The organism is Nannocystis sp. (assembly GCF_016714285.1).
Classification (GTDB): Bacteria; Myxococcota_A; Polyangia; order Nannocystales; family Nannocystaceae; genus Nannocystis.
Genome location: NZ_JADJNN010000014.1, coordinates 165,001 through 190,879, shown reverse-complemented (window position 1 = coordinate 190,879; position 25,879 = coordinate 165,001). Strand labels below are relative to the sequence as shown.

Here is a 25,879-nt window from a genome sequence, read left to right as displayed (position 1 = left end):
GCCAGGTGACCGTGAAGCGGAGCTCGTGGGCGGCGCCGAAGCAGTCGACGACGAGCACGCGGGCGAGGAAGGGGCCTGCGCCGGGGTAGTGATGGGGGACGGCGTCGAGGCCGAGGGTTGGTTGCTGGCGGGTGCGATGCCAGCGCTGGTCGGGGCGCAGTGGTCGGTCCGGCTCGGCGGCGAACTCGACGGACCACGACTCGACGAGGGCGCGCCAGTCGGTGAGCGCGGCGCGCAGGCCGGGCGCCAGCAGCTCGGGGTGACGCAGGCTGGCGCCGCGGAGGCCGACCTGGACGGCGTGCGGGGCGTCGGGGACCGGGGTCCAGGTGAAGTCGAAGGCCGGGCGCTCGCCGAGGGCGGCGCCGTCGCGGCAGCGATCGTCGAGCAGCTCGCGGCGGATCTGCAGGCAGCGCAGCGACAGGCCTGTCCCGAGGGACAGGTCCTCGGCGGCGGCGAAGCCGAACTCCCAGGCGAGGACCTCGAGGCCGCGCAGGCCGCGGGCGGCGACCTCGGCGAGTCCACGCTGGACCGCGGCGCGATCGACGGGGCCGTCGTGCGGGCCGACCAGCACGCCGAACTCGCCGCGCTGGCCGTGGAGGGCCGCGGCGTCTGGGAGGGGTTCGGCGCCGTGGTGGCGCAGCAGCCGGGCGACGTGCTCGCGCGCCCCACCCTCCCCCAGCCACACCCGACGCTCGCCGCTGCCGAGGCTGCAGCGCGCGAAGCGAACTGCGCCTTCGGACATGTCCGTGAGGCCATGTTGGACAAGGCGGGCGTGGGCCAGCTCGACGGCCGCGGGGGCGCAGTCGCAGCCGATGAAGCGGCGGCCGAGCTCGGCGGCGGCGACCAGCGTGGTGCCCGAGCCGCAGAAGAAGTCGGCGACGAGATCGCCGGGGTCGGAGCTGGCGGCGATGATGCGGCGCAGCAGGCTGGCGTTCTTCTGGGTCGCCCAGCCGGTCTTCTCGCGCGAGAAGCTCTTGATCTGGATCGAGTCGAGGGAGTCCTTGCCGCGCAGGGCGAACTCGGCGCTGTTGGCGTTCCAGACGTCCTCCATCGGCACGCCGCGGGCGCGTGGGGGCTTGCCGTCGCGGCGACGGTAGCCCTCGGGGTGCGGCACGTACTGCTTGTGGAAGCTGAAGCGGGCGGGGTCGCGGGTGTAGAAGAAGATGAGGTCGTGGTTGCGGATCCAGTTGTTCGCGCGGGTCTTGAAGCCGGAGAGCCAGCCGATCCGCCACACGATCTCGCGCTGGAAGCAGGCCGGGCCGAAGATCTCGTCGAGCAGGATCTTGGCGTAGTGGCCGACGGTCGGGTCGACGTGCAGGTAGAGGCTGCCGTCCGCCGCGAGCAGGCGGTGGGCGAGGCGCAGGCGCGGCTCGAGCATACGCAGGAAGCCAGCGACGCCGCCGGGCCAGCGGTCGTGGTAGGCGTGGGTCTGCAGCTCGCCGCGGGGCTCGCCCGCCGCCTCGCCCTCGGTGAAGCTGGTGCGCACGAAGTCGTGGCCGGTGGCGAAGGGCGGGTCGATGTAGATGAGATCGATCGCCCCGGCGTGGGTCGCGAGCAAGGCGTCCATCGCCAGCAGGTTGTCGGCGCAGATCAGGAGGTTGCTGGCAGCGTCGGGCGGGCCGACCTGTTGCTCGAGCAAGGGGGCGAGGCCGGGGCCGGGCGTGAGGCCGCCGCGCTTGCCGGGCCAGCGCAGCTCGGGGCGGGCGTCGTCGGCACTCATGGCGCAGGCGGCGTCGCCCCGAGCGGCGCGGGCCCGGCCAGCGCGGCGGCCGGCGGCGACGACAGCTGGCGCACGAAGGCGACCAGGACCTTGAGCGAGGGCTCGGCGAAGTGGGCGAAGGCGGGCATCGTCGGCGGCTTGCCCATGCGGATCGTCGCCTTGACGCGATCGTCGGTCAGCATGCCCATGAGGTTGGCGTCGGTCAGGTCGCGGACGCCGGGGACCTCCTTGAGGCCCTTGCCGTCGGGGCCGTGGCAGCGCGCGCAGTGCTGGGCGTAGAGGCGGGCGCCGTCGATCGGCTTCTCGGGGCCGGTCGGCTCGCTGCACGCGGGCAGCAGCAGCGCGGCGAGCAGCGCGAGACGACCTGTCCTTCGGGACCTGTGCGCGCGCGCCAGGGAGTCGTACGGCATCGCGGCCGACTGTAACCGAAGGGCCAGGTTATCGCTGCGGGAGCAGGGTGAGCGCGCCCACGGGGGCTTTGGAGCGGGGGGCTGCGAGCAGCGGGGTCGCAAGACGGGGCGCCTGGCCGGGGGTCGTCTGGCGAGCGAGGGCCGGTGGCGGGACGGGCTGGGTCTCGCGGGTGGGGACCGAGGTGTCCGGTGCGGGTGCGGGGCCAGGAGCGACGGGTGCTGCGACGGGTGCTGCGACGGGTGCTGCGACGGGTGCGGCGGGTGCGGGTGCTGCGGCGGGTACTGCGGCGGGTGCGGGTGCTGCGGCGGGGCGCGGGCCCTGGGCGCCGGGCGGGAGGCGGTCCTCGGTGATCACGAAGCCCTGGGCGTCGACCTCGACCTCGGGGGCCGGGATGTAGCTGCCGTCGGGGGTCATGACGCCGAGGCGCACGCCGAGGCTGTCGTTGTAGACGTCGACGGCGCGGTCGTAGCCGCTGCGAGCGCGGCGGAACAACACGCCGGCGACGACCGCGAAGGCGACCGAGCCGAGCGCGCCGCCCAGCAGGACGGCGTTGCCCGGCGAGGGGTCGCGGAAGCTGAAGCCGTCGCGCGCGGTGGTGGCGATGCCGGCGACGAACAGGACGGAGGACGCGACGGCGAGGGCCGTGAACACGCGCGAACGGCGGAGCTGCTTGGCCGGGAGGGCGGCGGAGCTGTTCTCGTCGGAGCGGAGGATCGCGTCGAGCGACTGCCAGCTGCGGCGGGCCGTGCCGGGGTCGTTGCCCTTGGTGTAGCGGGTGCCCTGCGGCTCGTAGTGGCGATTGATGCTGTTGTCGCTGCGGAGCTGGTCGCGCTCGCGTCGCGAGCTGCCCTGCTCGATGCTGGTGAAGTCGGTCGGCTCGAGCTGGGGCACCAGGGCCATGCAGCCGCTGAGCGTGAGGCAGACGCCGCCGCGGGCGAGCGTCTGGACCATGAGCCTGGATGCGCCGAGCACGTCAGGCCCACGCTAACAGCACGGGCGACCCCAGCGCAACGGACCGGCAACGGACCTGCAGCCAACGTGCATGCACCGGCCGCCCGGAAGCCGGCCCGACTCGCACCGGACAGGCCGGCAACAGGCAGCCAAGAGGCAGCCCAAAGGACTCGCTCACGCACGCGGGGCGGCGGCCGGCAGGCGAGCGATGAGCTTGCGCTGGAGGCGGACCAGGCGACGGGGGCACGGGGCCGTCGACGCGCGGGCGACCTCCAGCGCCCGCGCTGGGTCGCCAGCGTGGTGCTCGAGATGCTTGGCGAGGGCCTCATGCGCGGCGGGGTCGCCGGGGAGATCCGGCACACCTCGGCCCAGAGCTGGGCGGCACGGCCGCGCGAGGCCGGCTCGCGGCGCAGGAGGTCGGCGGCGAGGAGCAGGGCCCGGCGTCGCTGGGCGGATGGGGCAACGCGCGGGTGCCAGCGCTCGAGCAGGGCCAGCGCCTCGCGGCGACGACCGGCGGCGAGGTGATGCTCGGCCGCCCGTACGGCGGCGTCGAGGTCGGCGGGGGCCGTGATGGCTGCGTGCAGCGCCGCGGCGAGGGCGGGCAAGGTGACGAGGTCGGCGAGGTTGTGGTCGGCGACGCGGCGCATCACGGCCTGGACCTCGTGATCGTCGGGGCGGCGCAACCAGGCCCAGAACACGGCGGGAATCTCGTGCCCGGCGATGTCGTGGACCCGGCGCACACCGAGCTGGGTGCGCTCGAGGGTGCCGAGGCGGCAGTCGGCGCCGTTGCCTCGCCACATCCGACGCGCCGGCGGCAGGAGGTCGAGGTGGGGCCGCTCGAGCGCGAGCGACGACAGGCCAGCGCGACGCAGGCGGGCGCGCAGCAGCGGGAGGTCGAAGCTGGCGCCGTTGAAGGTCGACAGCACGGCGCCGGCGCCGGCCAGGGTGGCGAGGCGCGTGAGCAGGTCGGTGAGCATCGCCCCCTCGCTGGACAGGCGGGTCAAGATCCACTGCTCGATCTGCAGGCCGCCGTCGACCAGCACGGCGATGCCGATCATGAAGGCGATCGCCCCGGCGCCGCGGTCGAGGGCGGTGGTCTCGACGTCGAGGAAGACCACCGGCGCCGCGCTCCCGGCTGGGGCGGCGCGAGCGAGCAGACCCGGGAGCATCGCTGCGCAGCGGCTGCGATCGGGGAGCTCGAGGCGGGCGAGCGCGCCGCCCAGGAGCGCCGGACGGGGCTGCGCGTGCGGCCAGAGGACGACGCGGCGCAGGTAGCCGCCGCGGTCGGGGCCGAAGTCATGCGGGTCGAGCGGGGCCGCGGGGCGCGGCGTGACGACTTCGTTGCGAGGGATCGCGGGATCGCTGCGCGTCGCCGCCGGTTCGTCGGAGATCGAGGACGGCTCGCGCCGAGTCGGGGCTGCGACGGGGCGCGGCGACAACTCGCCGGTGAGCGTGACGTCGACGCCGCTCACGCGCTGCAGCTCGAGCGGCCCGCGGGTGAGCGTGACGTCGACGCCGCTCACGCGCGGCAGCTCGAGCGGCCCGCGGGCGGCCCGGCCCCGCACGAACAGGCGGTAGACGCCGTGCCCGTAGGCGGTGCCGCGAGCGCGGAGCTCGGGCGCGCTGACCAGGCGCTCGGCGGGGCCGGTGCGGCTGGGGCTCGCCAGGCCCGGGCGCGGCGACACATGGCGGTCCAGCGTCGGTTCACGGGGTGCTGGCGCCGCGGCTGTCCCTCGGGACAGCTCGACGATCGCGCCGCGCTCACGCTCCGCGACCCGCTCCGCACCTGTCCCTTCGGACAGCCCGCCGGAACCCCGCCAGTGAAGCGCGAAGCGGTCGCGCAGGCTCATGCCCCGGCCTCCCGCAGCGCGTGCAGCAGGTGCAGCGCGTCGCTCCGCAGCTCGGCGCGCAGGTCGATCGGGCGCAGCATCGGCGCCACAGGCCCTATCCCCGGCCCTACCCCGGCCCCAAGCCCGGGCCGTCCGACCTGAGCGGCCCGCAGGCGCCCGAGCAGGCCGAAGCTCGCGGCTGGCTCGGCGAGCTCGGCCGCTGGCTCGACCCGCGCTGCCACGGGCCCGCGCGGGACCCCGAGGCAGGTCGGGCAGCCGCCCTTGCAGCTGCAACCGTCGAGGATGCGGATCACCCGCTCGAACAGCAGGGGTCCGAGCGCATGGGCCTGGCTGGCGAGACCGGCCCCACCGGGCATGTTGTCGTAGAGGTAGACGCAGGGCAGCGCGCTGGCCTGGCTGAGCACCTCCTGGCTGACGCGACCGCGACCGCCGACCACCGGGGCCCACTGGCCCGCCGCGCCGCGGCCCGGGCTGGCCGCGACCGCGTGGCCGAGGTCCGAGACGTCGCACATCAGCAGCATCGCCGCGCCGTGGTGCAGCGCGTGCCCGACCGCCAGCGCGGCCGCGGCCCGGCGGCCCGGATCAACGACGTGCGCGAGCACGACGGCGCTCAGGGTCCAGTACGCGGCGACGGTGTGCAGCTCGAGGTCCGGCAGGTTGATCGGTCCGAAGCCGACGTTCTCGTGGCTGCGAAAGCGCAGCTTCTTGAAGCCGGGCACGCTGCGGACCAGATGCGCGTAACCGAGGCCGCGGCCGCGGGCCTCGTCGATGGCGATCGGCGCGACCACGCGGACCTTCAGCTGGCACACGGCCTCCGTGTAGTAGGTAGCCTCGACCGCCCGCACGTACGCCTTGCGCTCGCTCCAGTCGAGGCGCACGACCTCGAAGGTCTGGCCCTCGATCGGATAGATCGCGCCGGGGTGGAGGTAGAGCGGGCCGTCCTCGAAGTCGACCTCGGCGAGCAGGCGGCCGTCGCTGGCGAGGCCCGGGGCCTGCTCGAGCACGGTGAAGTTCTCCTCCATGCTGCTGCGCAGGTCGACCTTGTCGGCCGGGAACGACTCGCCCACCGAGAAGAAGCGACGGCGGCCCTCGGGGTCGGTCTCGGCGTGGAGCACCCCGGCGGCCGCGAGGTCCTCGAGCACCGGCGCGAGCTCCTCCGCGGGCACCCCGGCCAGGCCCTCCTCGCCGCATAGCGGCAGCTCGTAGGCCGCGCAGCGCAGGTGCGGGATCAGCAGTTCGGGGTTGTCGGGGTCGACGCGGGCGTGCTCCGGCGGCTCGTCGAACAGGAAGCCCGGGTCGGCGGCGATGCACTGATCGAGCGGGTCGGAGGACAACACCATCGCCGTCAGCGCGGCGCCGCGGCGGCGACCCGCCCGGCCCGAGCGCTGCATGGTGGCCGCGCGGGTGCCCGGGTAGCCGGCGAGCACCACCGCGTCGAGGCCGCCGATGTCCATGCCGAGCTCGAGCGCGTGCGTCGTGGCCACCACCTGCGCCTCGCCGCTGTGCAGCGCCTGTTCGACCTCGCGGCGGTGCTCGGGCAGGTAGCCGCCGCGGTAGCCGCGGATGCGCTTCTCGGCGCGGGCCAGGGCGATCGGGTCGACGCCGCCGCCGGGGCCGCTCTGGTTCGGGACCACGCCGGCCTCGTCCTCGCGCAGATAGCGGGTGAGCAGCTCGACCGCCTTGCGCGTGCGGCAGAAGGCCAGGGTCGCGACATGGCCGCGACGAAACGCCCCGGTGGCCGCGCGTGTGACCTTGAGGTAGTCGCGGCGCACGCCCGTGAGCGGGTCGACCACCGCGGGGTTGAGGACCACGAAGGTGCGCGGCCCGGCCGGCGAGGCGTCGCGGTCGACGAGGGTGAAGTCAGGGCGGCCGGTCAGCGCGGCTGCCAGCTCGCGCGGGTTGGCGATGGTGGCCGAGCAGGCGATGATCGTGGGCCGCGAGCCGTGGTAGGCGCACACCCGCCACAGCCGCCGCAACACGTTGGCCACGTGGCTGCCGAAAACCCCGCGGTAGCTGTGCAGCTCGTCGATCACCACGTAACGCAGGTTGGCCAGCAGCGCCGACCAGCGCTCGTGGTGCGGCAAGATCCCGCGGTGCAGCATGTCCGGGTTGGTCGCGATCACGGCGGCCCGCGCCCGCGCGGCGCGACGCTCGTCGGGCGGGGTGTCGCCGTCGTAGGCGCCGCAGCCGATCAGGCCCTCGCTCGTCCCTGGCTCCTTGAGCTCTCGCAGGGCTGCGCAGCTGATCGCGGGCCAGGGCCTTGGTCGGGAACAGCAGCAGGGCCCGCGCCCGCGGGTCGGCCAGCGCCGCCTGGATGATCGGCACCTGAAAGCACAGCGACTTGCCCGAGGCCGTCGCCGTCGCCAGCACCACGTCGCGACCCGCGAGCGCCGCCGCGATCGCCGCGGCCTGGTGCGCGTAGGGTCGCTCGATGCCACGGCTGGCCAGCGCGGCGCGCAGGCGCGGGTCGATCGGCGACCCGACCTCGGGCCACGCGACCAGCTCACCTGCGCGAGCCGACGAGCGGTGCACCGCGACGACCTCGGCCGCCCCGTTCAGCCCGGCGAGCAGCTCGGCCTCGATGGCGGCGAGGCGAGCGTCCGTGTCGGGTGCCGCCAGGCCCGGCCGCGCCAGAGCCCGCGCAGCCACGCCAGCAGCCCCAGCCACCAACCCAACAACCTGTGAAGACATCAGGCTCCCCCGCGGCGGGTGAGGCAGATCCTGGCGTGGACCGGCCTCGGGTTGAAGGAGGGACGCGCGCGGGGGAGGCCTGACGGGTGCTCTAGCATCGTTGCCCTGGGACGTTGCACACTGAACACTTGCATGGGCAAGTACACCCGTTCAGCGTCCGTCGTCAAGATCGTTGCAGGGCCACCCAGCCTGCGTTTTACGGGCGTTTCACGGGCACCACGCGGCCCGCGCAGGCCCACAGGCCACGGTCCGGGAGATCTCCCGCCCGGGCTTCGCGCGTAGCCCGCAGCCGTGAACCGACGGCTCCTTAGATGTGGTCGAGGTCGAGGCCGCCGACCACCCAGTAGCTGCCGAAGTCCTGGATCCCGTAGACGCTGATGCCGACCCGGTCGCTCGCGGTCAGGGTGTGCGAGCCGGTGCCGTCCTTGCTCAGCAGCACGTGGGCCAGCGAGAACTCGGTGCCCGCGATCTTGACGAAGCCCGCGACCTGCTTGCCGTCGACGCTGACGGTGGTGCCGCTCTTGAGGATGATGTCGACGTAGTTGGCGTCCCACGAGTTGGGCGCCTGGAACAGGTAGTCCTTGCGGTACTGCTCGGTGGCCACCGCCAGCAGCATCGACGGGTCCTGCGCCCCGTAGCCGCCGCCCTGCCCGATCATGTACTGCGCGACCAGGATCTTCTTGTCGGCCGCGACCTTGAACTTGGCGACCGTGTCGACGATCTCGACGAAGTCGCCGGCCTTCGCCAGCTTCTTCGCCACCATCTGGTCCGGCGTGAACGTGAGCGTGGTGTCGGCCTCGCTGGCGATGATGCGGACCACCTGGCCCTGGTCGGCCTTGTCGTTGGGCGACTGCACCGGCGGGATCACGATGTACTCCTGCGCCAGCGCCTCGAGCGGGAACATCGCCTCCTCGAGGTGGTCGCACAGGTCGACGGCCTGCGGCACGCGGCTGCACTTGTGGCCGCCGATCACCTGCACCGGCTTGTCAGCCTTGATCAGCGTGCCGGTCAGATCGCCGCCCGCCGCCGTCGCCACCTGCAGCACGTCGTCGGCGTTCAGCATGACCTCGCCGGTGCCATCGGCCGCCACCCCGCCGCCGGCCTGCACCTTGTTGCCGGTGGTCGAGGGCGTGAGCGTCACCTTGGTGCCGTCCTGACGCGCGACCACAGCGTAGAAGCCGGGGTAGTTGTTCGCCATCGCGTGCGGGTACGAGGCCACCAGGTAGTCGCCCGTCCACGCGTTGACCGGCAGCAGCAGCGAGGCGTCGTTGCTCGCGTCGGCGTAGAGCAGGTTGTACTGGTAGACCGTGACCGGGTGGTCCGAGCGCAGGCGGTAGGCGCCGTCGAGCGTCAGCTTGCTCGGCCCGAGCCCCTTGGTCAGCTCGTTGACCCACTTGAGCGGCACCTCCTTCACCTCGCCCGCCGGGACCACCAGCTTGGTGACCATCATGTCCCCGCGGGTGATCGTGATGTTGGCGTCGGCGCCGGTGGTGTTGGCGATCACCGCCGCGAAGATCTTGGTGCCGCCGTTGTAGCTGTCGTGCTGCAGCGTGATCGTCGGGTAGTAGTCGCAGCCGATGTAGCTCAGCTGCAGGTTCTCGAGCGCGCACTCGCCGTCGCACAGGCCGATGTCGGGGTTGCAGGTCATCCCCTGGATCTCGTCGCAGGCCTCGTTGACGAACTGCGCCATGCCGTCGTCGCTGCACTTCATCGACACGTTGCCGTCGCACACGGTGCTGCCCGGCTCGCACAGCAGACAGCCGACCCCGGGCGCGCAGACGCCGTCGCACGGCGTCTCCTCCGTGTAGCCGCCCATGCCGTCGCAGACCTTGGCGATGTCGCCCTCGCACACGACCTCGCCCGCCTCGCATGGCGGCGGCAGCGTGTCGGCGCCGGTGCTCAGGCTCGTCGTGTCACCGCTGGTGCTCGGGTCGACCATCATCGTCGTGGTCCCCGCGCTGGTGTCGGCCTGGGTGGCGCTCTCCGAGCCCGAGCCCGTGCTGCCCGGCCCGCCCGTGCTCGCCGGCACCGTGGTGGTCGGCAGGTCGCCGGTGCTGGTGTCCGGCAGCGAGCTGACGCCCGGCCCGGTGCTGGCCTCCGTCGACCCGCCGCCGTCGCCCCCGCAGGCAGAGGTCATCAGCCCCGCGAGACCGGCCAGGAGGGGCGCCACGCACAGATAGGTCAGGTTTAGGCGGGCCATGCCGCGACCATAACACGCGGCTCCGGGACCGAACATACCCGCGCATCGGTGCTTGTACGATCGTGCAACAAAGCCCTGGACTCGCTTACACGCCTGTGCAACTAAATGGAGTACCGTTCCCGATGATGACGACACCCGAGCCCCGCATCGACGGCCGCGAGGAACGCGGCGACCGCACTGCCCAGGCCCTGCTGACCGCCGGTCGCAACGCCTTCGCCAAGGTCGGCTACGCCGCCGCGTCGGTGCGAGACATCGCCCGCGCCGCCGGCGTGAACCCGGCGCTGGTGCGCTATCACTTCGGCTCGAAGGAGGGCCTCTACCGCCAGGTCATCGACGAGGCGATGAGCGGCCTCAAGGGCCGCCTGTTCTCCGCGTTCGCCCAGGCCGGCACGCCCCGCGAGCGCATCCATCGGGGCATCGGCGCATACCTCGAGCACCTCGCCCAGGAGCGGGACTTCCCCCGCCTGGTCCAGCGCGCCCTCCTCAACAACGACCCCCACCTGCGCCGCGTCGCCCACGAGTATCTCAGCCCGCTGGTCGACATCCTGCGCCCCTTCGTCGGCCGCCGCAGCGTCACCTCGCTCGGCAACCTCGAGGAGATCATCGTCTCGGTGTTCGGGGCGATCATCGCCCCATTTCTGTACGAGCCGCTGCTCGCGGACCTGTTTCGCCGCGACGTGCTGTCGCCCGCCGCCCTCAAGCGTCGGCGCCGGCACATCGAGGCCCTCGTTGAACTAACCCTCGCCCAGATCTTGCCGCCCGAAGCCTGAAAGCCGCCATGACCGTCCGCCTCACCGACCCGATCGCCCTCGGCACCCTGACCCTGCGCAACCGCCTGTACCGCGCGCCCGTCCTCGAGGGCGCCGGCAACACCCGCGATCCCGCCGCCACCTACGCGCAGCACTTCGTCCCCAACGTCGCGGCCGGACTCGGGCTCGTCATCCAGGGCAACACGATCGTCCTCCCCGAGGGCCGCACCTCCCCGGGCATGTCGGCGATCGGCGAACGCGATCGCATGCGCAACCTCGGCAAGCTCACCCGCGCCGTCCACGAGGCCGGCGGCAAGATCGTCATTCAGCTCGGCCATGGCGGCCTGTTCGCCATCGAGGGCTGGCACCGCCAGTTCGCCCCCTCGCGCTCCGCCCCGCCGCTCGCGCCTAGCCGCCTCCCGCTGTGGCTGCGCGCGCTCAGCCGCAGCGACACTCACATCCCCAGCACCGCCGAGGTCGAACAGCTCGCGCAGCGCTTCGGGCTGGTCGCCGCCTGGGCCCGCGAGGCCGGCTACGACGGCGTCCAGCTCGCCGGCAGCAACGCCAAGCTGCTCCACCAATTCCAGAGCCCCACCTTCAACCGCCGCAAGGATCGCTACGGCGGCGACGTGTACGGACGCACCACCTTCCTGCGCGAGATCAAGGCCGCGATCGTGCGCGAGGCCGGGGCCGACTTCCCGGTCCTGCTCAAGTACACCGCCGTCGAGGAGACCCCCTTCGGCCGCGGCATCACCCTCGACGAGGGCGTGCAGGTCGCCCGCATCGCCGAGGAGGCCGGCTTCGTCGCGCTCACCCCCGTCGTCGCCGACGCCCTCCCCAACAGCTCGATCTGCCGCGGCGAATTTCCCGGCCGCTCCTTCGCCAGCCCGGCGATGCGCAAGCGCCTGCTCAGCGCCACCGGCACCCACCTGCGCTCGGCCGCCGTGTACGCCGGTCTGTGGCTCGCGGCCCGCAAGTACCCCTTCGCGCCGGTGTGGAACCGCGACGTCTTCGCCGCCATCAAGGCCGCCGTGCACATCCCCGTGCTCGCCGTCGGCGGCATCCGCACCCCGCAGGAGGCCGCCGAGATCCTCGCCCGCGGCCAGGCCGACATGATCGGCATCGGCCGCCCCTTCTACGCCGAGCCCGACCTCGCCGCCCGCTTCCTCGCCGAGGCCCACGCCCCAAGCGCCACCAGCACCGCCTGCGAGAGCTGCAACCGCTGCCTGGTCCCGCAGATGCTCGGCATGCCAGGCGTCTGTTACAATCCCGAGATCCACAAGATCCGCAAGCCGCGCCCCCCCGGAGAGCCCGCGGCCCCGGCGATGAAGGTCGCCTGAGCTCGTAGCCCTCACCAACGCTCCAGAGGACGCCGAGCGGGCCCGCGGCCCCGGCGATAAAGGTCGCCTGAGCGGCCGCCGGAACGGTCCCTGCCGTTCGCCATGATGATCGAGGCCGACCTCCGCGGTCGCCCGCGGCCGGCCGCCGCGTGTACTCTCTCGCCGCGATGATCGAGGCCGACCTCTACGCCCGCCTGATTGTTGGGGTGCTGCTCACCGCGGCGGTAAGCGCCCTCGCGCTGCACTTCCTCTCGGCGCCCTACGGCCGCCACGCCCGCGGCGGCTGGGGTCCCACCATGGACACACGCCACGCCTGGGTGGTGATGGAGTCCCCCGCCGTGCTCGCCTTCCTGGCGATCTTCTGCGCCGGCAGCCACGCGCTCGAGGCCACCCCGCTGGTCCTGGCGGCCATGTGGCAGGCCCACTACCTCCAGCGCACCTTCGTGTTCCCCTTCAGCATGCGCCCCGGCGGCCGCACCCCGGTCAGCGTGGTGGCGATGGGCTTCACCTTCAACCTCATCAACGCCTACCTCAACGCCCGCTGGCTGTCCGAGCTCGGCAGCTACACCGACGCCTGGCTGTACAGCCCCGCCTTCATCATCGGCCTCATCCTCTTCGTCACCGGCTACCGCATCAACCGCTGGGCCGACCGCGTCCTCGCCGGCCTGCGCCGCCCCGGCGAGACCGGCTACAAGATCCCCCGCGGCGGCCTCTACGAGCTCGTCTCCTGCCCCAACTACTTCGGCGAGCTGCTCGAGTGGACGGGCTTCGCCCTCGCCGCCGCTTCGCTCGCCGGCTGGACCTTCGTCGTCTTCACCGCCGCCAACCTGATCCCGCGCGCGCTCAGTCACCACCGCTGGTACCGCCAGCGCTTCCCCGACTATCCGCGAGGCCGCAAGGCCGTGCTCCCCTTCCTGCTGTGATCGCGCGCGATCCCACCGGCGCCACGCTTTCCGCGGTCCGCCGGCTGTGGCATCGTCGCCGACGGCCATGCAGCCCTCCCGCACGGACGCTGTCTCCTGCCCCGAGTGCGGCGCGCCGGCCCCGTTTCGCGGCACCGCCGTCTCGCTCGTCTGCGAGTACTGCGGCAGCACCGTCGTCCGCACCGGCGTCGACCTCAAGCTGATCGGCAAGGTCTCCGCCCTCCTCGACAACGGCAGCCCGATCGTCCTCGGCGCGAAGGCCAGCGTCGACAAGGTCCCCTTCGAGGTCGTCGGTCGCCTCCAGCTCCGCCACGGCCGCGGCACCTGGAACGAGTGGTTCATCAACTTCGCCGACGGCGGCGTCGGCTGGCTCAGCGACGCCCAGGGCAGCTACGCGATCACCCGCCCGCGTGAGAAGTCGATCGTCGCCGGCAAGGTCCCCGCCTACTCCGGCTGCGCCCTCGGCCAGCCGATCGTCGTCCAGGGCGTCCCCTACGTCCCGGTCGAGCGCCGCGTCGCCAGCTACCAGGGCGCCGAGGGCTGCCTCCCCTTCGCGGCTGTCCCCGGGGACAGGTACTACAGCGTCGACCTCCGCGGCCACGACGGCGAGTTCATGACCCTCGACTACGGCGAGCGCCCCGATCACCGCGAGCCCACCCTCTACATGGGCCGCGCCGTCGACCTGCTCGCCATCGGCCTGCACCCGCTGCGCAAGTTCGCCGGCTGGGCCAGAGGAGGCCCGCCCGCATGACGAGCCCCACCCCGCCGCTCAAGCTGTTCCGCGACGAGGCCCAGGTCGAGACGATCAAGTGCCTGTCGTGCGGCGGCCCGATCGCCCTCCACAGCTTCGGCGCCCGCCAGCGCGTCGTCTGCCCCCACTGCGGCAGCACCCTCGCCCCCGAGGACTCCGGCGCGCTCACCCTGCTCGAGGCCGCCTCGCGCAAACATCAACCATCCGTCCTGCCCCTGCACGCGCGCGGCCAGCTCGATGGTATCGAGTGGGAGATCATCGGCATCTGCTGGCGCCGCTGCGTCGTCGACGGCGTCGCCTACCCCTGGCAGGAGTTCCTCCTGTTCAACCCCTGGCACGGCGTCCGCTGGCTCATCTACAGCAACAGCGACGGCCACTGGCAGCTCGGCCAGGCCCTCGACGGCGCCCCGGAGATCCTCAAGCAGCGCCACCACGGCGTCCGCTTCGACAAGCAGCGCTACAAGCACTTCCAGGGCGCCATCGCCGTCGTCACCTACGTCGAGGGCGAGTTCACCTGGGAGGTCCACGTCGACGACAAGGCCGAGATCAACGACTTCGTCGCCCCGCCGCTCGGCCTCTCGATCGAGCAGTCCAGCGGCCCCGACGGCGTCGAGCTCAACTTCACCGTCGCCCACCACATCGACGCCGCCGAGGTCTGGCGCGCCTTCCAGCAGCCCGGCAAGCCCCCGCGCACCCGCGGCATCGGCCCCCTGCGCCCGAACCACTGGCACCGCGGCCGCCGATCGATGTGGCTGTCCTGCCTCGTCTTCGTCGCCGCCTGGTGGCTGCTCAGCGACCGCCTCGCCGCCACCCGCCACCCCACCGTCGCCTTCCAGCGCGACAACATCAGCTTCGACGAGCCCTTCGCCCAGGAGATCAAGATCGGCACCCCCGGCGAGACCACCGCGATCGAGTTCACCCTCGCCGCCAGCCCGCTCGACAACGCCTGGGCCTACGCCGACGTCCTGCTCGTCAACCTCGCCAACGACGAGGCCGTCGGCTTCGGCATCGAGGCCAGCTACTACCACGGCATCGACGGCGGCGAGTCGTGGCACGAGGGCACCAGCCGCACCACCCACACCGTCGGCGGCGTCGCGGGCGGCCAGTATCTGCTGCAGATCCAGCCCCAGCGCGGCGGCACCGGCAGCACCCCGACCGAGTACGAGGTCAGCGTCCGCCAGGACGTCTACCTCACCCGCTACAGCGTCCTCGCCCTCACCGTCATCCTGTGCTTCCCCTTGCTCGCCTGGCTGCTGGGCTGGCTGTTCGAGCGCCGCCGCTGGAACAACAGCGACTATTCGTCCTGAGCCGTCCTCGAGGAGACCCACCGATGTTCCGCACCACCTACTGGATCTGCGCCGGCCTGGCCCTGCTCCTGCTCGCCCTCGACGGCGCCGCCGGCAACTATTTGACCACCACCCCCGACCGCGGCAGGGTCGAACGCGACCCGGCCGGCGGCACCGTCCGCGGCGCCGGCGTCTTCGTCTGGTACGGCGGCGGCTATCAAGGAGGAAAGTGACCATGCAAGCACCCGAGTCCACCACGCTCCTCGCCGCCACTCTCGGCCCCGAGATCCTCGACCACCTGGTCTCCGCCGCCGCCTTCGCCCTGCTCGGCATGGCCCTCTTCGGCGTCGCCTGGATCATCGTCGTCAAGGTCTCCCCCTTCAGCATCCGCAAGGAGATCGAGGAGGACCAGAACACCGCCCTCGGCGTCATCCTAGGCTCGCTGATCATCGGCATCTCGATCATCATCGCCGCCGCCGTCTCCGGCTGATCGTGCCCCTCCCGCTCCGCCAGCCCGCCGATGGCCCCGCCGATGGCCCGCCGCCCGGCGCCCGCCTGCTGCTCGCGACCGTCCTCGTCGTCGCCACCTGCGGCCTCGTCTACGAGCTCATCGCCGCGACGATGGCCAGCTACCTGCTCGGCGACTCCGTCACCCAATTCAGCCTCGTCATCGGCGTCTACCTCAGCGCGATGGGCCTCGGCTCGTGGCTCAGCAAGTCGATCGAGCGCGACCTCCACGACCGCTTCATCACCATCCAGCTCATCATCGCCGTCGTCGGCGGGCTCTCGGCCGCCAGCCTGTTCCTCGGCTACGCCTACCTCAGCACCGTCCGCCCGCTCCTGTTCGCGATCCTGATCCTCGTCGGCACCATGGTCGGCCTCGAGATCCCCCTGCTCATGCGCATCCTCAAGGACGGCCAGGAGCTCAAGGACCTGGTCGCCCGCGTCCTCGCCTTCGACTACATCGGCTCGCTGCTCGCCAGCCTGCTGTTCCCCCTCGCCCTCCTGCCCCACCTCGGCCTGGTCCGCACCAGCCTGCTGTTCGGCCTGCTCAACGCCGGCGTCGCCCTCGCCTGCGCCCGCGCCTTCCGCCACCAGCTCGCCCGCCCCCGCGCCGCGCTCCTCGGCAGCCTCATCATCACCGTGATCCTCGCCGCGCTCCTCGCGGTCGGCCACCGCATCGAGCGCTTCGCCGAGAACCAGCTCTACGACGCCCCCGTCATCTTCTCCAACAAGACCGCCTACCAGCGCCTCACCCTCACCCGCTGGCAGGACGACCTCCGCCTCTACATCGACGGCAACCTGCAATTCAGCAGCGTCGACGAGCACCGCTACCACGAGGCCCTGGTCCACCCCGCCATGTCCGAGGCGCCCGCCGCCGGGGCCGCCCGCGCCCTCGTCCTCGGCGGCGGCGACGGCCTCGCCGTCCGCGAGCTGCTCAAGTACCCCGCCCTCGCCCACGTCGACCTCGTCGACCTCGACCCCGGCATGACCGACCTGTTCCGCCGCGACCCGATGCTGCGCGGGCTCAACAAGGACAGCCTCAGCGACCCCCGCGTGGCGATCCACAACGCCGACGCCATGCGCTGGCTCGAGGAGCACCTGCGCAGCGGCGGCCCCCGCTTCGACCTCATCCTCGTCGACCTCCCCGACCCCAACAACTTCTCGCTCGGCAAGCTCTACTCGCACCCCTTCTACCGCCTGCTGGCCCACGCCCTCGCCCCCGACGGCGTCGGCGTGATCCAGGCGACCTCGCCCTACCTCGCCCCGCGCTCCTTCTGGTGCATCGTCGCCACCCTCGCCGCCGCCGAGCTCCACCCGCGCCCCTACCACGCCCACGTCCCCTCCTTCGGCGACTGGGGCTTCGTCCTCGTCTCCCACGCCGCCCGCCCGGTCCCCCAGCGCCTCGCCGCCGCCCCCCTGCACTACCTGAGCGACGATCTCCTCCCCGGCCTCTTCGTGTTCCCCCAGGATCAGCAGCCCCCCGAGGTCGAGATCAACCGCCTCAGCGACCAGCTCCTGGTCCACTACTACGAGCAGGACCTGCGCGGCCCCGGCGGCCGCCGGAGCTGATATGTCTGTCCCCAAGGACAGCCCCGGCACAACCTGTCCCTCCAGACAGGCTGTCACGCGCCGCACCTGTCCCTCCGGACAGCCTGAGCCGCCGCCGCCTGCTCACCACCGCCGCCGCCGCGGGCCTCGCCGCCGCCTGCGAGCCCGCCGCCCCGCCGCCGCCCGTCCTCGCCTTCGTCGGCCCCGACCCCGCGCAGGCCCACAGCCTGCGCGACCCGGCCTTCCGCAACGGCCCCGTCACCCGCGAGCTCCGCACCCAGGTGGCGATCGTCGGCGGCGGCGTCGCGGGCCTGTCCGCCGCCTGGCGCCTGCGCAAGGCCGGCCTCCGCGACTTCTACCTCGTCGAGCTCGAGCCCGAACTCGGCGGCACCGCCCGCGGCGGCCTGCTCCCCCGCTCGCCCCACCCGCTCGGCGCCCACTACCTCCCGAGCCCGCACCCCGAGTGCGCGGCCCTCGAGCTCCTCCTCACCGAGCTCGGCCTCATCATCGGCCGCGACCACCACGGCCGCGCCGAGTACCTCCCCAGCGCCATCGTCTCCGCCCCCAGCGAGCGCCACCAGGTCGGCCTCCTGTGGCACGAGGGCCTGTACCCCGACCGCGACGAGACCCCCGACGAGGCCGCCCAGTGGGCCCGCTGGCGCGAGCACCTCCTCGCCCTCGACGCCCGCCGCGGCGCCGACGGCCGCCGCCTGTTCCGCCTCCCCGTCGACCTCAGCAGCGCCGATCTGCGCCACCTCGACAGCATCTCCCTCGCCCGCTACCTCGACGACCTCGGCCTGAACAGCTGGCGCCTGCGCTGGGCCGTCGACTACGCCACCCGCGACGACTACGGCTGCACCGCCGCCCAGACCTCGGCCTTCGCCGGCCTGCACCACTTCCTCGCCCGCGGCCTCGAGGACAACCGCGACGGCCACACCCTCACCGCCCCCGACGGCAACGCCCGCCTGATCCGCGGCCTCGCCACACTCGTGGGCCTCGCCCACCTCGGCGAAGCGAGCGACCACCTGTCCCGTGGGACAGCCGTCACCGCGCTCGACGACCACCTGTCCCTCGGGACAGCCGTCACCGCGATCGACCCCGACGCCGGCACCCTCGAGCTCCACAACTTCAGCACCAAGCTCCGCACCCGCCTGCACGCCGACGCGATCCTGTGGGCCGCGCCTCGCTTCGTGCTCCCGCACGTCCTCCCGCCCGGCCGCGACCCGCTCGCCGCGAACACCCTCAGCTACGCCCCTGGCTGGTCGCCAGCGTCGAGCTGCGCGCCCGCCCGCGAGGCGTCGGCGCCCCGCTCGCGTGGGACAACGTCCCCGTCGCGCCGGACGCCGCGCAACGGAGCCTCGGCTACGTGCTCGCCACCCACGGCGAGGATCGCAGCGTCCGTGACCCCGGCGCCGTCATCACCTACTACGAGCCGCTCCCGGGCGACGACGCCGCGGCCCTCAGCGCCCAGCGCACGCGCCTCCTGAGCACCAGCCTCGCCGACTGGTCCGAGCACGTACGCGCCGCCCTCGTCGCCATGCACCCCAACATCGCGCGAGAGATCGCCCAGATCCACGTCACCCGCTGGGGCCACGCCATGATCCGCCCCGTCCCCGGCCTGCTCTTCGGCGACGCCCTCGCCACCGCCCGCGCACCGATCGCCCGCGTACGCCCCTGCGCCGCCGACATCACCGGCCTGCCGCTGTTCGAGGAGGCCTTCTACGCCGGCGTGCGCGCGGCCGAGGCCGCGCTCACCCAGCTCGGCCACGCCGCCACCTCGATCATCGAGTCCTGATCCCGTCCGTGCACTTGCGAGCGTGCTCCTGCGACCGCGGTCGCGATATCCTGCCTGCTCCCCACGGAGGTCGATCATGCCGCTGAGCCGCGAGCAACTGCGAGCGCTGTCCCGGGCCTTCCCCACCCGCGGCGCCTCGCGCCACGACCCCACCGGCTACCAGACGCTGCGCGACCAGATCGTCGCGGCCATCCGGCCCTTCGCCGCCGCCCTCGAGTTCGAGCTCGACACCCTCGAACCACTCACGCAGGCCGAGCTCGTCCAGCTCCCCGCCCACATCCTGCTCGTGTGGTGCGAGCCCGACGAGCAGATGGCCTTCCTCTACGCCATCCCCGAGGCCGAGCTCAACGAGGGCCTCGCCCAGGCCCTCGTCATGATCGAGGGCTGCAGCTTCGCCGACCCCACCCAGCTGTCCGCCGAGCAGTGGGGCGCCGCCCTCCGCCTCATGGCGGCGATCGGCGCCCCCTATGCGCGCGACGCCCCCGACTTCTTCAGCGCCTACGTCGCCGTCGACGGGGTCCCGCCCGACGCGCTCCCCGACCTCGAAGAGGTCGAGTCCCTGTTCGACCAGTTCGCCGCCGTCTTCGTCGAGAGCGGCGCCGGCCTCAGCCGCCGCTTCTCCCGCGTCATCGCCGTCTTCCGCGGCGCCTGACGCCACGCCACGCCGAGGTCGCCGCGTCCACAATCCTCGCCGCGCGGGACCTGCCGCCCACGCCGAGGTCGCCGCGTCCCGTCCGCTATCCTCGCCGCGCGCGGCCCAGCGAGCGCCCTGCTACCCTCGCCGCTGTCCATGCCCTCGCGGCCCTTCCTGCGCAGCCCCGCCTTCGATCTCGGCTGGTTCGTGCTGCCCGGCCTGCTCGCCGCGATCGTCGGCCTCGCCCTCGGCGTCCTCGACCCACAGCCCCCCGCGCACGACAGCCTGCTCCTGTGGATCGCCGGCGTCCTGCTCGTCGACGTCGCCCACGTCTACGCCTCGCTCTACCGCAGCTACCTCGACCCCATCGCCCGTCAGCACCATCGCACGCGCCTGATCGCCGCCCCGCTGCTCTGCGCCTGGCTCGGCTTCCTGCTCCACCTCGAGTCGCCGCTGCTCTTCTGGGGCGCCCTCGCCTACCTGGCGATCTTCCACTTCATCAAGCAGCACCTCGGCTTCGCCCTCCTCTACGCCCGCGCCGGCGCCGAGTCGCCCGCCGACCGGCGCCTGATCAGCCTGGCCTTGTGGACATGTACTTTGGGACCTGTGCTCTGGTGGCACGCCAACCTCCCGACCAGCTTCGCCTGGTTCATGCCCGGCGACCTCCTCACCGGCCTCCCGCCGATCGTCGGCACCCTCGCCCTGTGGGCCCAGCTGCCCGTGCTGCTCGGCTTCCTCGCCCGCCGCCTGGTCCTCGCCCGCCGCGGCCGCGCCAACCCGATGGTCCCCCTGCTCGTGCTCGTGCCCGCCGCCTGCTGGCACATCGGCATCGTCCTGTTCGACGACGACCGCATCTTCACGATCACCAACGTCTTCCTCCACGGCGTCCCCTACATGGCCCTCGTATGGCTCGCGGGCGGCCGCGACAGGCTCGCTGCCCGCCTCCCTCGATCCGGCCCCCTCGCCCTGCTCGCCGGCTTCTACGGCCTCCTGCTCGCGCTCGCCATCGGCGAGGAGGCCCTGTGGGACCGCCTCGTCTGGCACGATCACCCGCAGCTCTTCGGGACCAGCACGGGCGAGCTCCACCCGCTGCTCGCGTCGCTCGTCGTCGCCCTCCTCGCCGTCCCGCAGGCCACCCACTACCTGCTCGACCGCTGGATCTGGCGCGTCGGCTCCGACAACCCCGCCCTCGCTGGCCAGCTCGGTCTCACCCGCGACCGCGACTCAGGCGCAAAAAGTACGTGATCCACAGCGTCGAGAAGCCGGCGAAGATCGCCTGGAACAGCCACGCCGCCGCCGGTGCCCCCTGCACGATCGACAGCAAGATCCCCAGATTCGCCATCAGCGACCACAGCACCTTCAGGCGCAGCATCCCCAGGTAGTGCTCGCGCCCGGTGCCCGCCCCGAGGAACGACTCCACACCGATCCCCACCAGCGCCGCCGCCACCAGCCGCGTCGCCAGCGGATCGATCGTCGTCCACCCCAGCAGCGACAGCATCGTCACCGGCGCGATCATCAGCGGCACCGCGAACAGCAGGTCGACCACGCAGTGAACCTGGAACCACCAGCGCAGACGGGGCGGCACCTCGGGATCGACCATGACGCCAGTTTCCCGGGCTCAGGCGGCGCCGACGCAAGCGCCCTTGCTGACCGGCGACGCCGCCCACGCGGCGCCCCGAACCCGCCGCTTGCACGCCGCCCGCTCCCCTCGCGGCCGATGATAACGTCCCCGCATGCGTCCCCTGTCGCTCGCGCTCCTCGTCATCCTCGCCGCCTGCCGCCCGATCCCCGCCGACGCGCCCGCCACCCCAGCACCTGCGACCACCGCGGCACCTGTCCCTGCGGACAGCTCCGCCGCGATCCAGGCGATCGTCGACGACCCCGCGAGGCCGCAGTCCGAGCGCGACCTCGATCCCGGGCGCAAACCCGCCGATCTGCTCGCCTTCCTCGCGCTCGCGCCCGGCATGAAGGCCGCCGACATCGGCGCCGGCATGGGCTACACCACCTTCCTGCTCGCCCGCGCCGTCGGCCCCGACGGCCGCGTCTACGCCCAGAACCCCCGCTTCGTCCGCGAGCGCTTCACCGAGCCCGGCTTCAGCGAGCGCATGGCAACCCCCGCCTTCGCCAACGTCGTGCGCGTCGACCAGGAGTTCGACCAGCCGCTCCCGGCCGAGGTCCACGACCTCGACCTCGTGATCAACTTTCTCTTCTATCACGACACCTACTGGATGAAGGTCGACAACGCCGCCATGAACCGCGCCATCTTCGCCGCGCTGCGCCCTGGCGGCGCCTACGTCGTCGTCGATCACAGCGCGCTCGTCGGCGCCGGCAGCAGCGGCTCCCAGACCCTCCACCGCGTCGAGGAGTCGCTCGTACGCGGCGAGATCGAGGCCGCCGGCTTCCGCCTCGCCGCCACCGCCGACTTCCTGCGCAACCCCGCCGACGCGCGCGACTGGAACGCCTCCCCGCGCGCCGCCGCCGAGGCCGGCCGACGCGGCCAGGCCGACCGCTTCATCCTCAAGTTCATCAAGCCCTAGACCCGACACCTTCGGCGCCGGCGAACTCAACCACGGCGACCCGACTGCTCACGGACGCTGCGATCCCTGGCGACGGATCGCACGCCACCAGCGCTCAGCCGCCGATCGCCGGCCTTGCCGCTGACGCTCGCCCGCCACCGGCGCTCAGCCACCGACGCCGGCCTTCGCCCGCAACCCGCGCTCAGCCGCCGACGCCGGCCTTGCCGCTGACGCTCGCGCTCGCCTTGAACGACACATTCACGCTGACCGACGCCGACGCGACCGTCGACACCGCCGCCGTCACACAGGCGACCGCCTTGCTCCCGGCGCCGTTCAGCTCGCCGCGCAGCTGCCCACCCACGCGCACGAGTGTCTGCAGGTCCGCCGCGATCTCCTTGCCGATCTTGAACTGCGCCGAGATCAGCACCGGCAAGTTGGCCCGCAGGGTCGCCAGCACCTTCGCCAGCGCCTCAGCGTTGGCCGACGCGGTCAGGTTCAGCGCCGGCTTGGTGCACTGCGCCGTGATCTTCGCGCTCGCGTCGCAGCTCGCCTTGCAGTCAGCGTCGACCTTCGGCGGCGTCACGTGCCCCTCGCACTTCGGCGCCTGCCACTCGCCCTTGCACGAGGCGTGGCAGGTCGCGCTGCACGAGCCCTGGCAGGTCCCGTTGCACTGTCCGGCGCACTTCCCCTGGGCGTCCTTCACGGCGCACTCGCCCTGGCAGGTGCCCTTGCAGGTCCCCTCGCACTTGCCGCTGCAGGTGCCCTTGCACTGCCCCGACAGCTTGCCCGGGTCGCACTTGGCCACGATCTCCGCCGGCGTGACCTCCACCTTGCACTGCCCCTCGCAGCTCGCGCGGGCCGACGCGTTGACCTCACACTTCGGCGGCGTGAACTCTGCCTTCAGCGTCACGCCGCCCTTGAGCGCCGCCCCGATCTCCGCCGAGACCGCGTTGCACGCCGCCGTCGACGCCGCGACGCCCTGCGCCGGCACCAGCTTGGCCGGCGGCACCCCGAGGTCCGCCGCCATCCGCTTGCAAGCCCCCGTGATCTCCGCGTCCATGCGACCAGACAGCGCCAACAGGTCCTTGCTGGCCTGCACGAAGGCCCCGATCTTCGCGTTGAGCCCGGCCTTGGCGGTGAAGTTGCCCCGCAACGCGCTGCCGCCACCGCTGAGCTCCGGGCACGCGATGCCACTGAGGCCACCGAGCAGCCCGCCACCGCCACCACCACCGCCACCGCCGCTGCCCTGGGTATTCGCGGCCCCGCCAGCGAAGGGGTCACAGGCCATGACCGAGAAAAGGGCCACGGAGGAGAGGACACGAGCGCAGTTCGCCATGGCGCGGAGTGTCCGTCAGCGGCCGGGGAAGGACAAGGGCAGCACTCCCTCAGCCGCCGCCCGAGCCAACAAGGAAGGCGCGGTGAGGCCTCGCTGCACGCCGCATCACCGACAAGGCAGCGAGGCGGCCGTCCGGCGCCCGTTCAGGGCCTCGAACCAATAAAAAAGGCCCCCTCGTCACCGAGGGGGCCATAGATCTGGCGGCGTCCTACTCTCCCACAGGGTCTCCCCTGCAGTACCATCGGCGCTGGAAGGCTTAACGACCGAGTTCGGGATGGGATCGGGTGTGACCCTTCCGCCATAGCCACCAGAAAAACCGTCTCATGGCCCACGTTACCCGTGGGCCATGAAGTGCCTCCAGCCAGCGCGGCCGGAGGACTTCGACGAGCAAAGAATGCTGTGTCTGCGAACAATCTGCGTTTGTCGCTCGGAACCTCGGGTTCAAACCGTTCCCCATGGAAATCGGCACCAAGGTCAAGCCAAGCGGTCTATTAGTATCGGTTAGCTCCATGCGTTGCCGCACTTCCACACCCGACCTATCAACGTCGTGGTCTACGACGGACCTTCAGGGAGTCCTCATCTTGTGGTTGGTTTCCCGCTTAGATGCTTTCAGCGGTTATCCTCTCCGAACATAGCTACCCGGCAATGCCTCTGGCAAAACAACCGGAACACCAGGGGTTCGTCCATCCCGGTCCTCTCGTACTAGGGACAGATCCACTTCAAGACTCCTGCGCCCACGGAAGATAGGGGACCAAACTGTCTCACGACGTTTTGAACCCAGCTCGCGTACCGCTTTAACCATGAACAGCCAAACCCTTGGGACCTACTACAGCCCCAGGATGCGATGAGCCGACATCGAGGTGCCAAACCACGCCGTCGATGTGAACTCTTGGGCGTGATAAGCCTGTTATCCCCGGAGTACCTTTTTATCCGTTGAGCGATGGCCCTTCCATTCAGAACCACCGGATCACTAAAGCCGACTTTCGTCCCTGCTCCTCTTGTATGAGTTGCAGTCAAGCTCCCTTGTGCTTTTACACTCTACGGCTGGTTTCCAATCAGCCTGAGGGAACCTTTGCGCGCCTCCGTTACTCTTTCGGAGGTGACCGCCCCAGTCAAACTACCCACCAGGCAGTGTTCCGGACCCGGCTTACGGGCCACGGTTAGGCTTTCAGATTTGTCAGGGTGGTATTTCAACGTTGGCTCTGTGAAACCTAGCGGCCCCACTTCACAGCCTCCCACCTATCCTACACAGACAAATCCGAAAACCAGTGCCAAGCTGCAGTAAAGGTTCACGGGGTCTTTCCGTCTTTCCGCGGGTACGGGGCATCTTCACCCCGATTCAATTTCGCTGAGTCCCGGGTCGAGACAGTGGGGAAGTCGTTACGCCATTCGTGCAGGACGGAACTTACCCGCCAAGGAATTTCGCTACCTTAGGACCGTTATAGTTACGGCCGCCGTTTACCGGGGCTTCGATTCGATGCTTTGCTTGCGCTGACATCTCCTGTTAACCTTCCGGCACCGGGCAGGCGTCAGACCCTATACGTCGTCTTGCGACTTCGCAGAGTCCTGTGTTTTTGATAAACAGTCGCTACCCCCGATTCTCTGCAACCCCCAAAGGCTCCGAGCGCGCGTTAGCGGCTCCTCACCCTCAAGGGCACACCTTCTCCCGAAGTTACGGTGTCAATTTGCCGAGTTCCTTAACCCGAGTTCTCTCAAGCGCCTTGGGATGTTCTCCCCCACCCACCTGTGTCGGTTTACGGTACGGACAGCACAGCGGTACACTCACGCGAAGCTTTTCTTGGAAGCCTGGAATCATCAAGTTGTCCGCCTTGCGGCGACCCTCATCACCTCTCGGGATTGAACGCGCGTTTGCGGCCTAAGCCTCCTACGCATCCTCCCTACCGGCTTGAACGACCATCCATCAGGTCGCTTGACTATCCTCCTCCGTCCCTCCTCGTGAAACCTACCGTGCTGGTGCAGGAATATTCGCCTGCTTCCCATCGACTACGCATTTCTGCCTCGCCTTAGGGACCGACTAACCCTGAGAAGATTATCTTTACCCAGGAACCCTTGGGTTTACGGCGACCGGGTTTTTCACCCGGTTTATCGCTACTCATGCCAACATCAGCTCTTGTCTACGCTCCAACACTCGTTTCCGTATGCCTTCACCGCATAGACAATACTCGCCTACCGCCAGCTTTCGCTGACCCGGAGCTTCGGTTCATCACTTAGACCCGTTTAATTTTCGGCGCAGGTTCACTCGACCAGTGAGCTGTTACGCTTTCTTTAAAGGATGGCTGCTTCTAAGCCAACCTCCTGGCTGTTTAAGTGCTCCCACATCCTTTACCACTTAGTGATGAATTGGGGACCTTAGCTGCCGGTCTGGGTTCTTACCCTCTCGGCGCTGAAACTTAGCTCTCAGCGCCTGAGTGCCGACCTGTTGTCGCGGGTATTCGGAGTTTGATTGGGTTCGGTAAGATTGTGGTCCCCCTAGCCCATTCAGTGCTCTACCCCCGCGCAAATCGATCGACCCCATACCTCAATATGTTTCGGCGAGAACCAGCTATCTCCCAGCTTGATTAGCCTTTCACTCCTATCCACAAGTCATCCCTCCACATTTTCAACTGTGGTGAGTTCGGCCCTCCACGCAGTCTTACCCGCGCTTCAGCCTGCT

At 71.1% G+C, this 25,879-nt stretch carries 21 protein-coding genes, 2 rRNA genes and 2 pseudogenes (1 of these 25 cut by a window edge); 13 read left to right on the top strand and 12 right to left on the bottom strand.

Going from position 1 to position 25,879, the window contains the following annotated elements; all coding sequences use genetic code 11:
- The 7 genes and pseudogenes from IPJ59_RS24105 to IPJ59_RS38065 form a co-directional block, all read right to left on the bottom strand.
- Positions 1-1,720: DNA methyltransferase (locus IPJ59_RS24105; protein WP_293273462.1), on the bottom strand; the 1,720-nt coding region annotated here is incomplete at its 3' end.
- Complete coding sequence (locus IPJ59_RS24100; RefSeq protein WP_293273461.1) at positions 1,717-2,130, bottom strand: c-type cytochrome; 414 nt, start codon at positions 2,128-2,130, stop codon at positions 1,717-1,719. The genes IPJ59_RS24105 and IPJ59_RS24100, both read right to left, overlap by 4 nt.
- 28 nt (positions 2,131-2,158) lie before the next feature.
- Positions 2,159-3,103: a hypothetical protein gene (locus IPJ59_RS24095; protein WP_293273460.1), complete on the bottom strand. Its 945-nt coding sequence runs from the start codon at positions 3,101-3,103 to the stop codon at positions 2,159-2,161.
- Positions 3,104-3,256: 153 nt separating this feature from the next.
- Entirely contained in the window at positions 3,257-3,442 is a 186-nt protein-coding gene (locus IPJ59_RS24090; RefSeq protein WP_293273459.1) for a hypothetical protein, read from the bottom strand.
- 284 nt (positions 3,443-3,726) lie between these two features.
- Positions 3,727-4,140, bottom strand: a pseudogene (locus IPJ59_RS38070) (ribonuclease H-like domain-containing protein); the annotation flags it as partial.
- A 788-nt stretch (positions 4,141-4,928) separates the two neighbouring features.
- Complete coding sequence (locus IPJ59_RS24080; protein ID WP_366524671.1) at positions 4,929-7,163, bottom strand: DEAD/DEAH box helicase; 2,235 nt, start codon at positions 7,161-7,163, stop codon at positions 4,929-4,931.
- A 19-nt stretch (positions 7,164-7,182) separates the two neighbouring features.
- Positions 7,183-7,464 (bottom strand): annotated as a pseudogene (locus IPJ59_RS38065) (DEAD/DEAH box helicase); the annotation flags it as partial.
- On the opposite strand from IPJ59_RS38065, the gene IPJ59_RS24075 reads away from it, so the two are divergent.
- The gene (locus IPJ59_RS24075; protein ID WP_293273457.1) at positions 7,459-7,617 is read left to right on the top strand and encodes a hypothetical protein; all 159 of its coding nucleotides are present in this window, start codon (positions 7,459-7,461) and stop codon (positions 7,615-7,617) included. The pseudogene IPJ59_RS38065 and the gene IPJ59_RS24075 sit on opposite strands and share 6 nt — an antisense overlap.
- Positions 7,618-7,930: 313 nt before the next feature.
- On the opposite strand, the gene IPJ59_RS24070 is transcribed toward IPJ59_RS24075, so the two are convergent.
- On the bottom strand, positions 7,931-9,823 hold the full coding sequence (locus IPJ59_RS24070) for a hypothetical protein (RefSeq protein WP_293273456.1): 1,893 nt from the start codon (positions 9,821-9,823) through the stop codon (positions 7,931-7,933).
- A 125-nt stretch (positions 9,824-9,948) separates the two neighbouring features.
- On the opposite strand from IPJ59_RS24070, the gene IPJ59_RS24065 reads away from it, so the two are divergent.
- The 11 genes from IPJ59_RS24065 to IPJ59_RS24015 all read left to right on the top strand — a co-directional run bounded on the left by IPJ59_RS24065 (position 9,949) and on the right by IPJ59_RS24015 (position 20,598).
- Positions 9,949-10,593, top strand: a complete 645-nt coding sequence (locus IPJ59_RS24065; protein WP_293250950.1) for a TetR/AcrR family transcriptional regulator — start codon at positions 9,949-9,951, stop codon at positions 10,591-10,593.
- Between the two features lie 8 nt (positions 10,594-10,601).
- Complete coding sequence (locus IPJ59_RS24060; RefSeq protein WP_293273455.1) at positions 10,602-11,912, top strand: NADH:flavin oxidoreductase; 1,311 nt, start codon at positions 10,602-10,604, stop codon at positions 11,910-11,912.
- A 167-nt stretch (positions 11,913-12,079) separates the two neighbouring features.
- On the top strand, positions 12,080-12,835 hold the full coding sequence (locus IPJ59_RS24055) for a DUF1295 domain-containing protein (protein ID WP_293273454.1): 756 nt from the start codon (positions 12,080-12,082) through the stop codon (positions 12,833-12,835).
- Between the two features lie 67 nt (positions 12,836-12,902).
- A complete protein-coding gene (locus IPJ59_RS24050; RefSeq protein ID WP_293273453.1) occupies positions 12,903-13,586 on the top strand; it encodes a DUF4178 domain-containing protein in 684 nt (227 codons plus the stop codon).
- Positions 13,583-14,893, top strand: a complete 1,311-nt coding sequence (locus tag IPJ59_RS24045) for a DUF4178 domain-containing protein (protein ID WP_293273452.1) — start codon at positions 13,583-13,585, stop codon at positions 14,891-14,893. Before IPJ59_RS24050 ends, IPJ59_RS24045 begins: the two co-directional genes overlap by 4 nt.
- 23 nt (positions 14,894-14,916) lie before the next feature.
- Positions 14,917-15,105 carry a hypothetical protein gene (locus IPJ59_RS24040; RefSeq protein ID WP_293250937.1) on the top strand — a complete coding sequence of 63 codons (189 nt, stop codon included), beginning with the start codon at positions 14,917-14,919 and terminating at the stop codon, positions 15,103-15,105.
- Positions 15,106-15,107: 2 nt separating this feature from the next.
- The gene (locus tag IPJ59_RS24035; RefSeq protein WP_293250934.1) at positions 15,108-15,362 is read left to right on the top strand and encodes a DUF350 domain-containing protein; all 255 of its coding nucleotides are present in this window, start codon (positions 15,108-15,110) and stop codon (positions 15,360-15,362) included.
- A 2-nt stretch (positions 15,363-15,364) separates the two neighbouring features.
- The gene (locus IPJ59_RS24030; protein ID WP_293273451.1) at positions 15,365-16,945 is read left to right on the top strand and encodes a polyamine aminopropyltransferase; all 1,581 of its coding nucleotides are present in this window, start codon (positions 15,365-15,367) and stop codon (positions 16,943-16,945) included.
- A 260-nt stretch (positions 16,946-17,205) separates the two neighbouring features.
- Entirely contained in the window at positions 17,206-18,411 is a 1,206-nt protein-coding gene (locus IPJ59_RS24025) for an NAD(P)-binding protein (protein ID WP_293273450.1), read from the top strand.
- A 384-nt stretch (positions 18,412-18,795) separates the two neighbouring features.
- A complete protein-coding gene (locus IPJ59_RS24020) occupies positions 18,796-19,371 on the top strand; it encodes a hypothetical protein (RefSeq protein WP_293250925.1) in 576 nt (191 codons plus the stop codon).
- A gap of 138 nt (positions 19,372-19,509) precedes the next feature.
- Positions 19,510-20,598 (top strand): hypothetical protein, encoded by a 1,089-nt coding sequence (locus IPJ59_RS24015; RefSeq protein ID WP_293273449.1) that lies wholly within the window; start codon positions 19,510-19,512, stop codon positions 20,596-20,598.
- Here IPJ59_RS24015 and IPJ59_RS24010 read toward each other — a convergent pair.
- Positions 20,561-20,953, bottom strand: a complete 393-nt coding sequence (locus tag IPJ59_RS24010) for a hypothetical protein (RefSeq protein WP_293250919.1) — start codon at positions 20,951-20,953, stop codon at positions 20,561-20,563. The genes IPJ59_RS24015 and IPJ59_RS24010 overlap by 38 nt on opposite strands.
- Positions 20,954-21,086: 133 nt before the next feature.
- Here IPJ59_RS24010 and IPJ59_RS24005 point away from each other — a divergent pair, with 133 nt between their 5' ends.
- Positions 21,087-21,890, top strand: a complete 804-nt coding sequence (locus IPJ59_RS24005) for a class I SAM-dependent methyltransferase (protein WP_293250916.1) — start codon at positions 21,087-21,089, stop codon at positions 21,888-21,890.
- Positions 21,891-22,071: 181 nt separating this feature from the next.
- Here the strand turns inward: IPJ59_RS24005 and IPJ59_RS24000 are convergent, their stop codons facing one another.
- From IPJ59_RS24000 to IPJ59_RS23990, 3 genes are all read right to left on the bottom strand, one after another.
- Positions 22,072-23,175: a hypothetical protein gene (locus IPJ59_RS24000; RefSeq protein ID WP_293273448.1), complete on the bottom strand. Its 1,104-nt coding sequence runs from the start codon at positions 23,173-23,175 to the stop codon at positions 22,072-22,074.
- A gap of 225 nt (positions 23,176-23,400) precedes the next feature.
- Positions 23,401-23,517: ribosomal RNA gene (gene rrf / locus IPJ59_RS23995) — 5S ribosomal RNA — on the bottom strand.
- 158 nt (positions 23,518-23,675) lie between these two features.
- Positions 23,676-25,879 (bottom strand): 23S ribosomal RNA (locus tag IPJ59_RS23990); it runs 740 nt beyond the window's last position.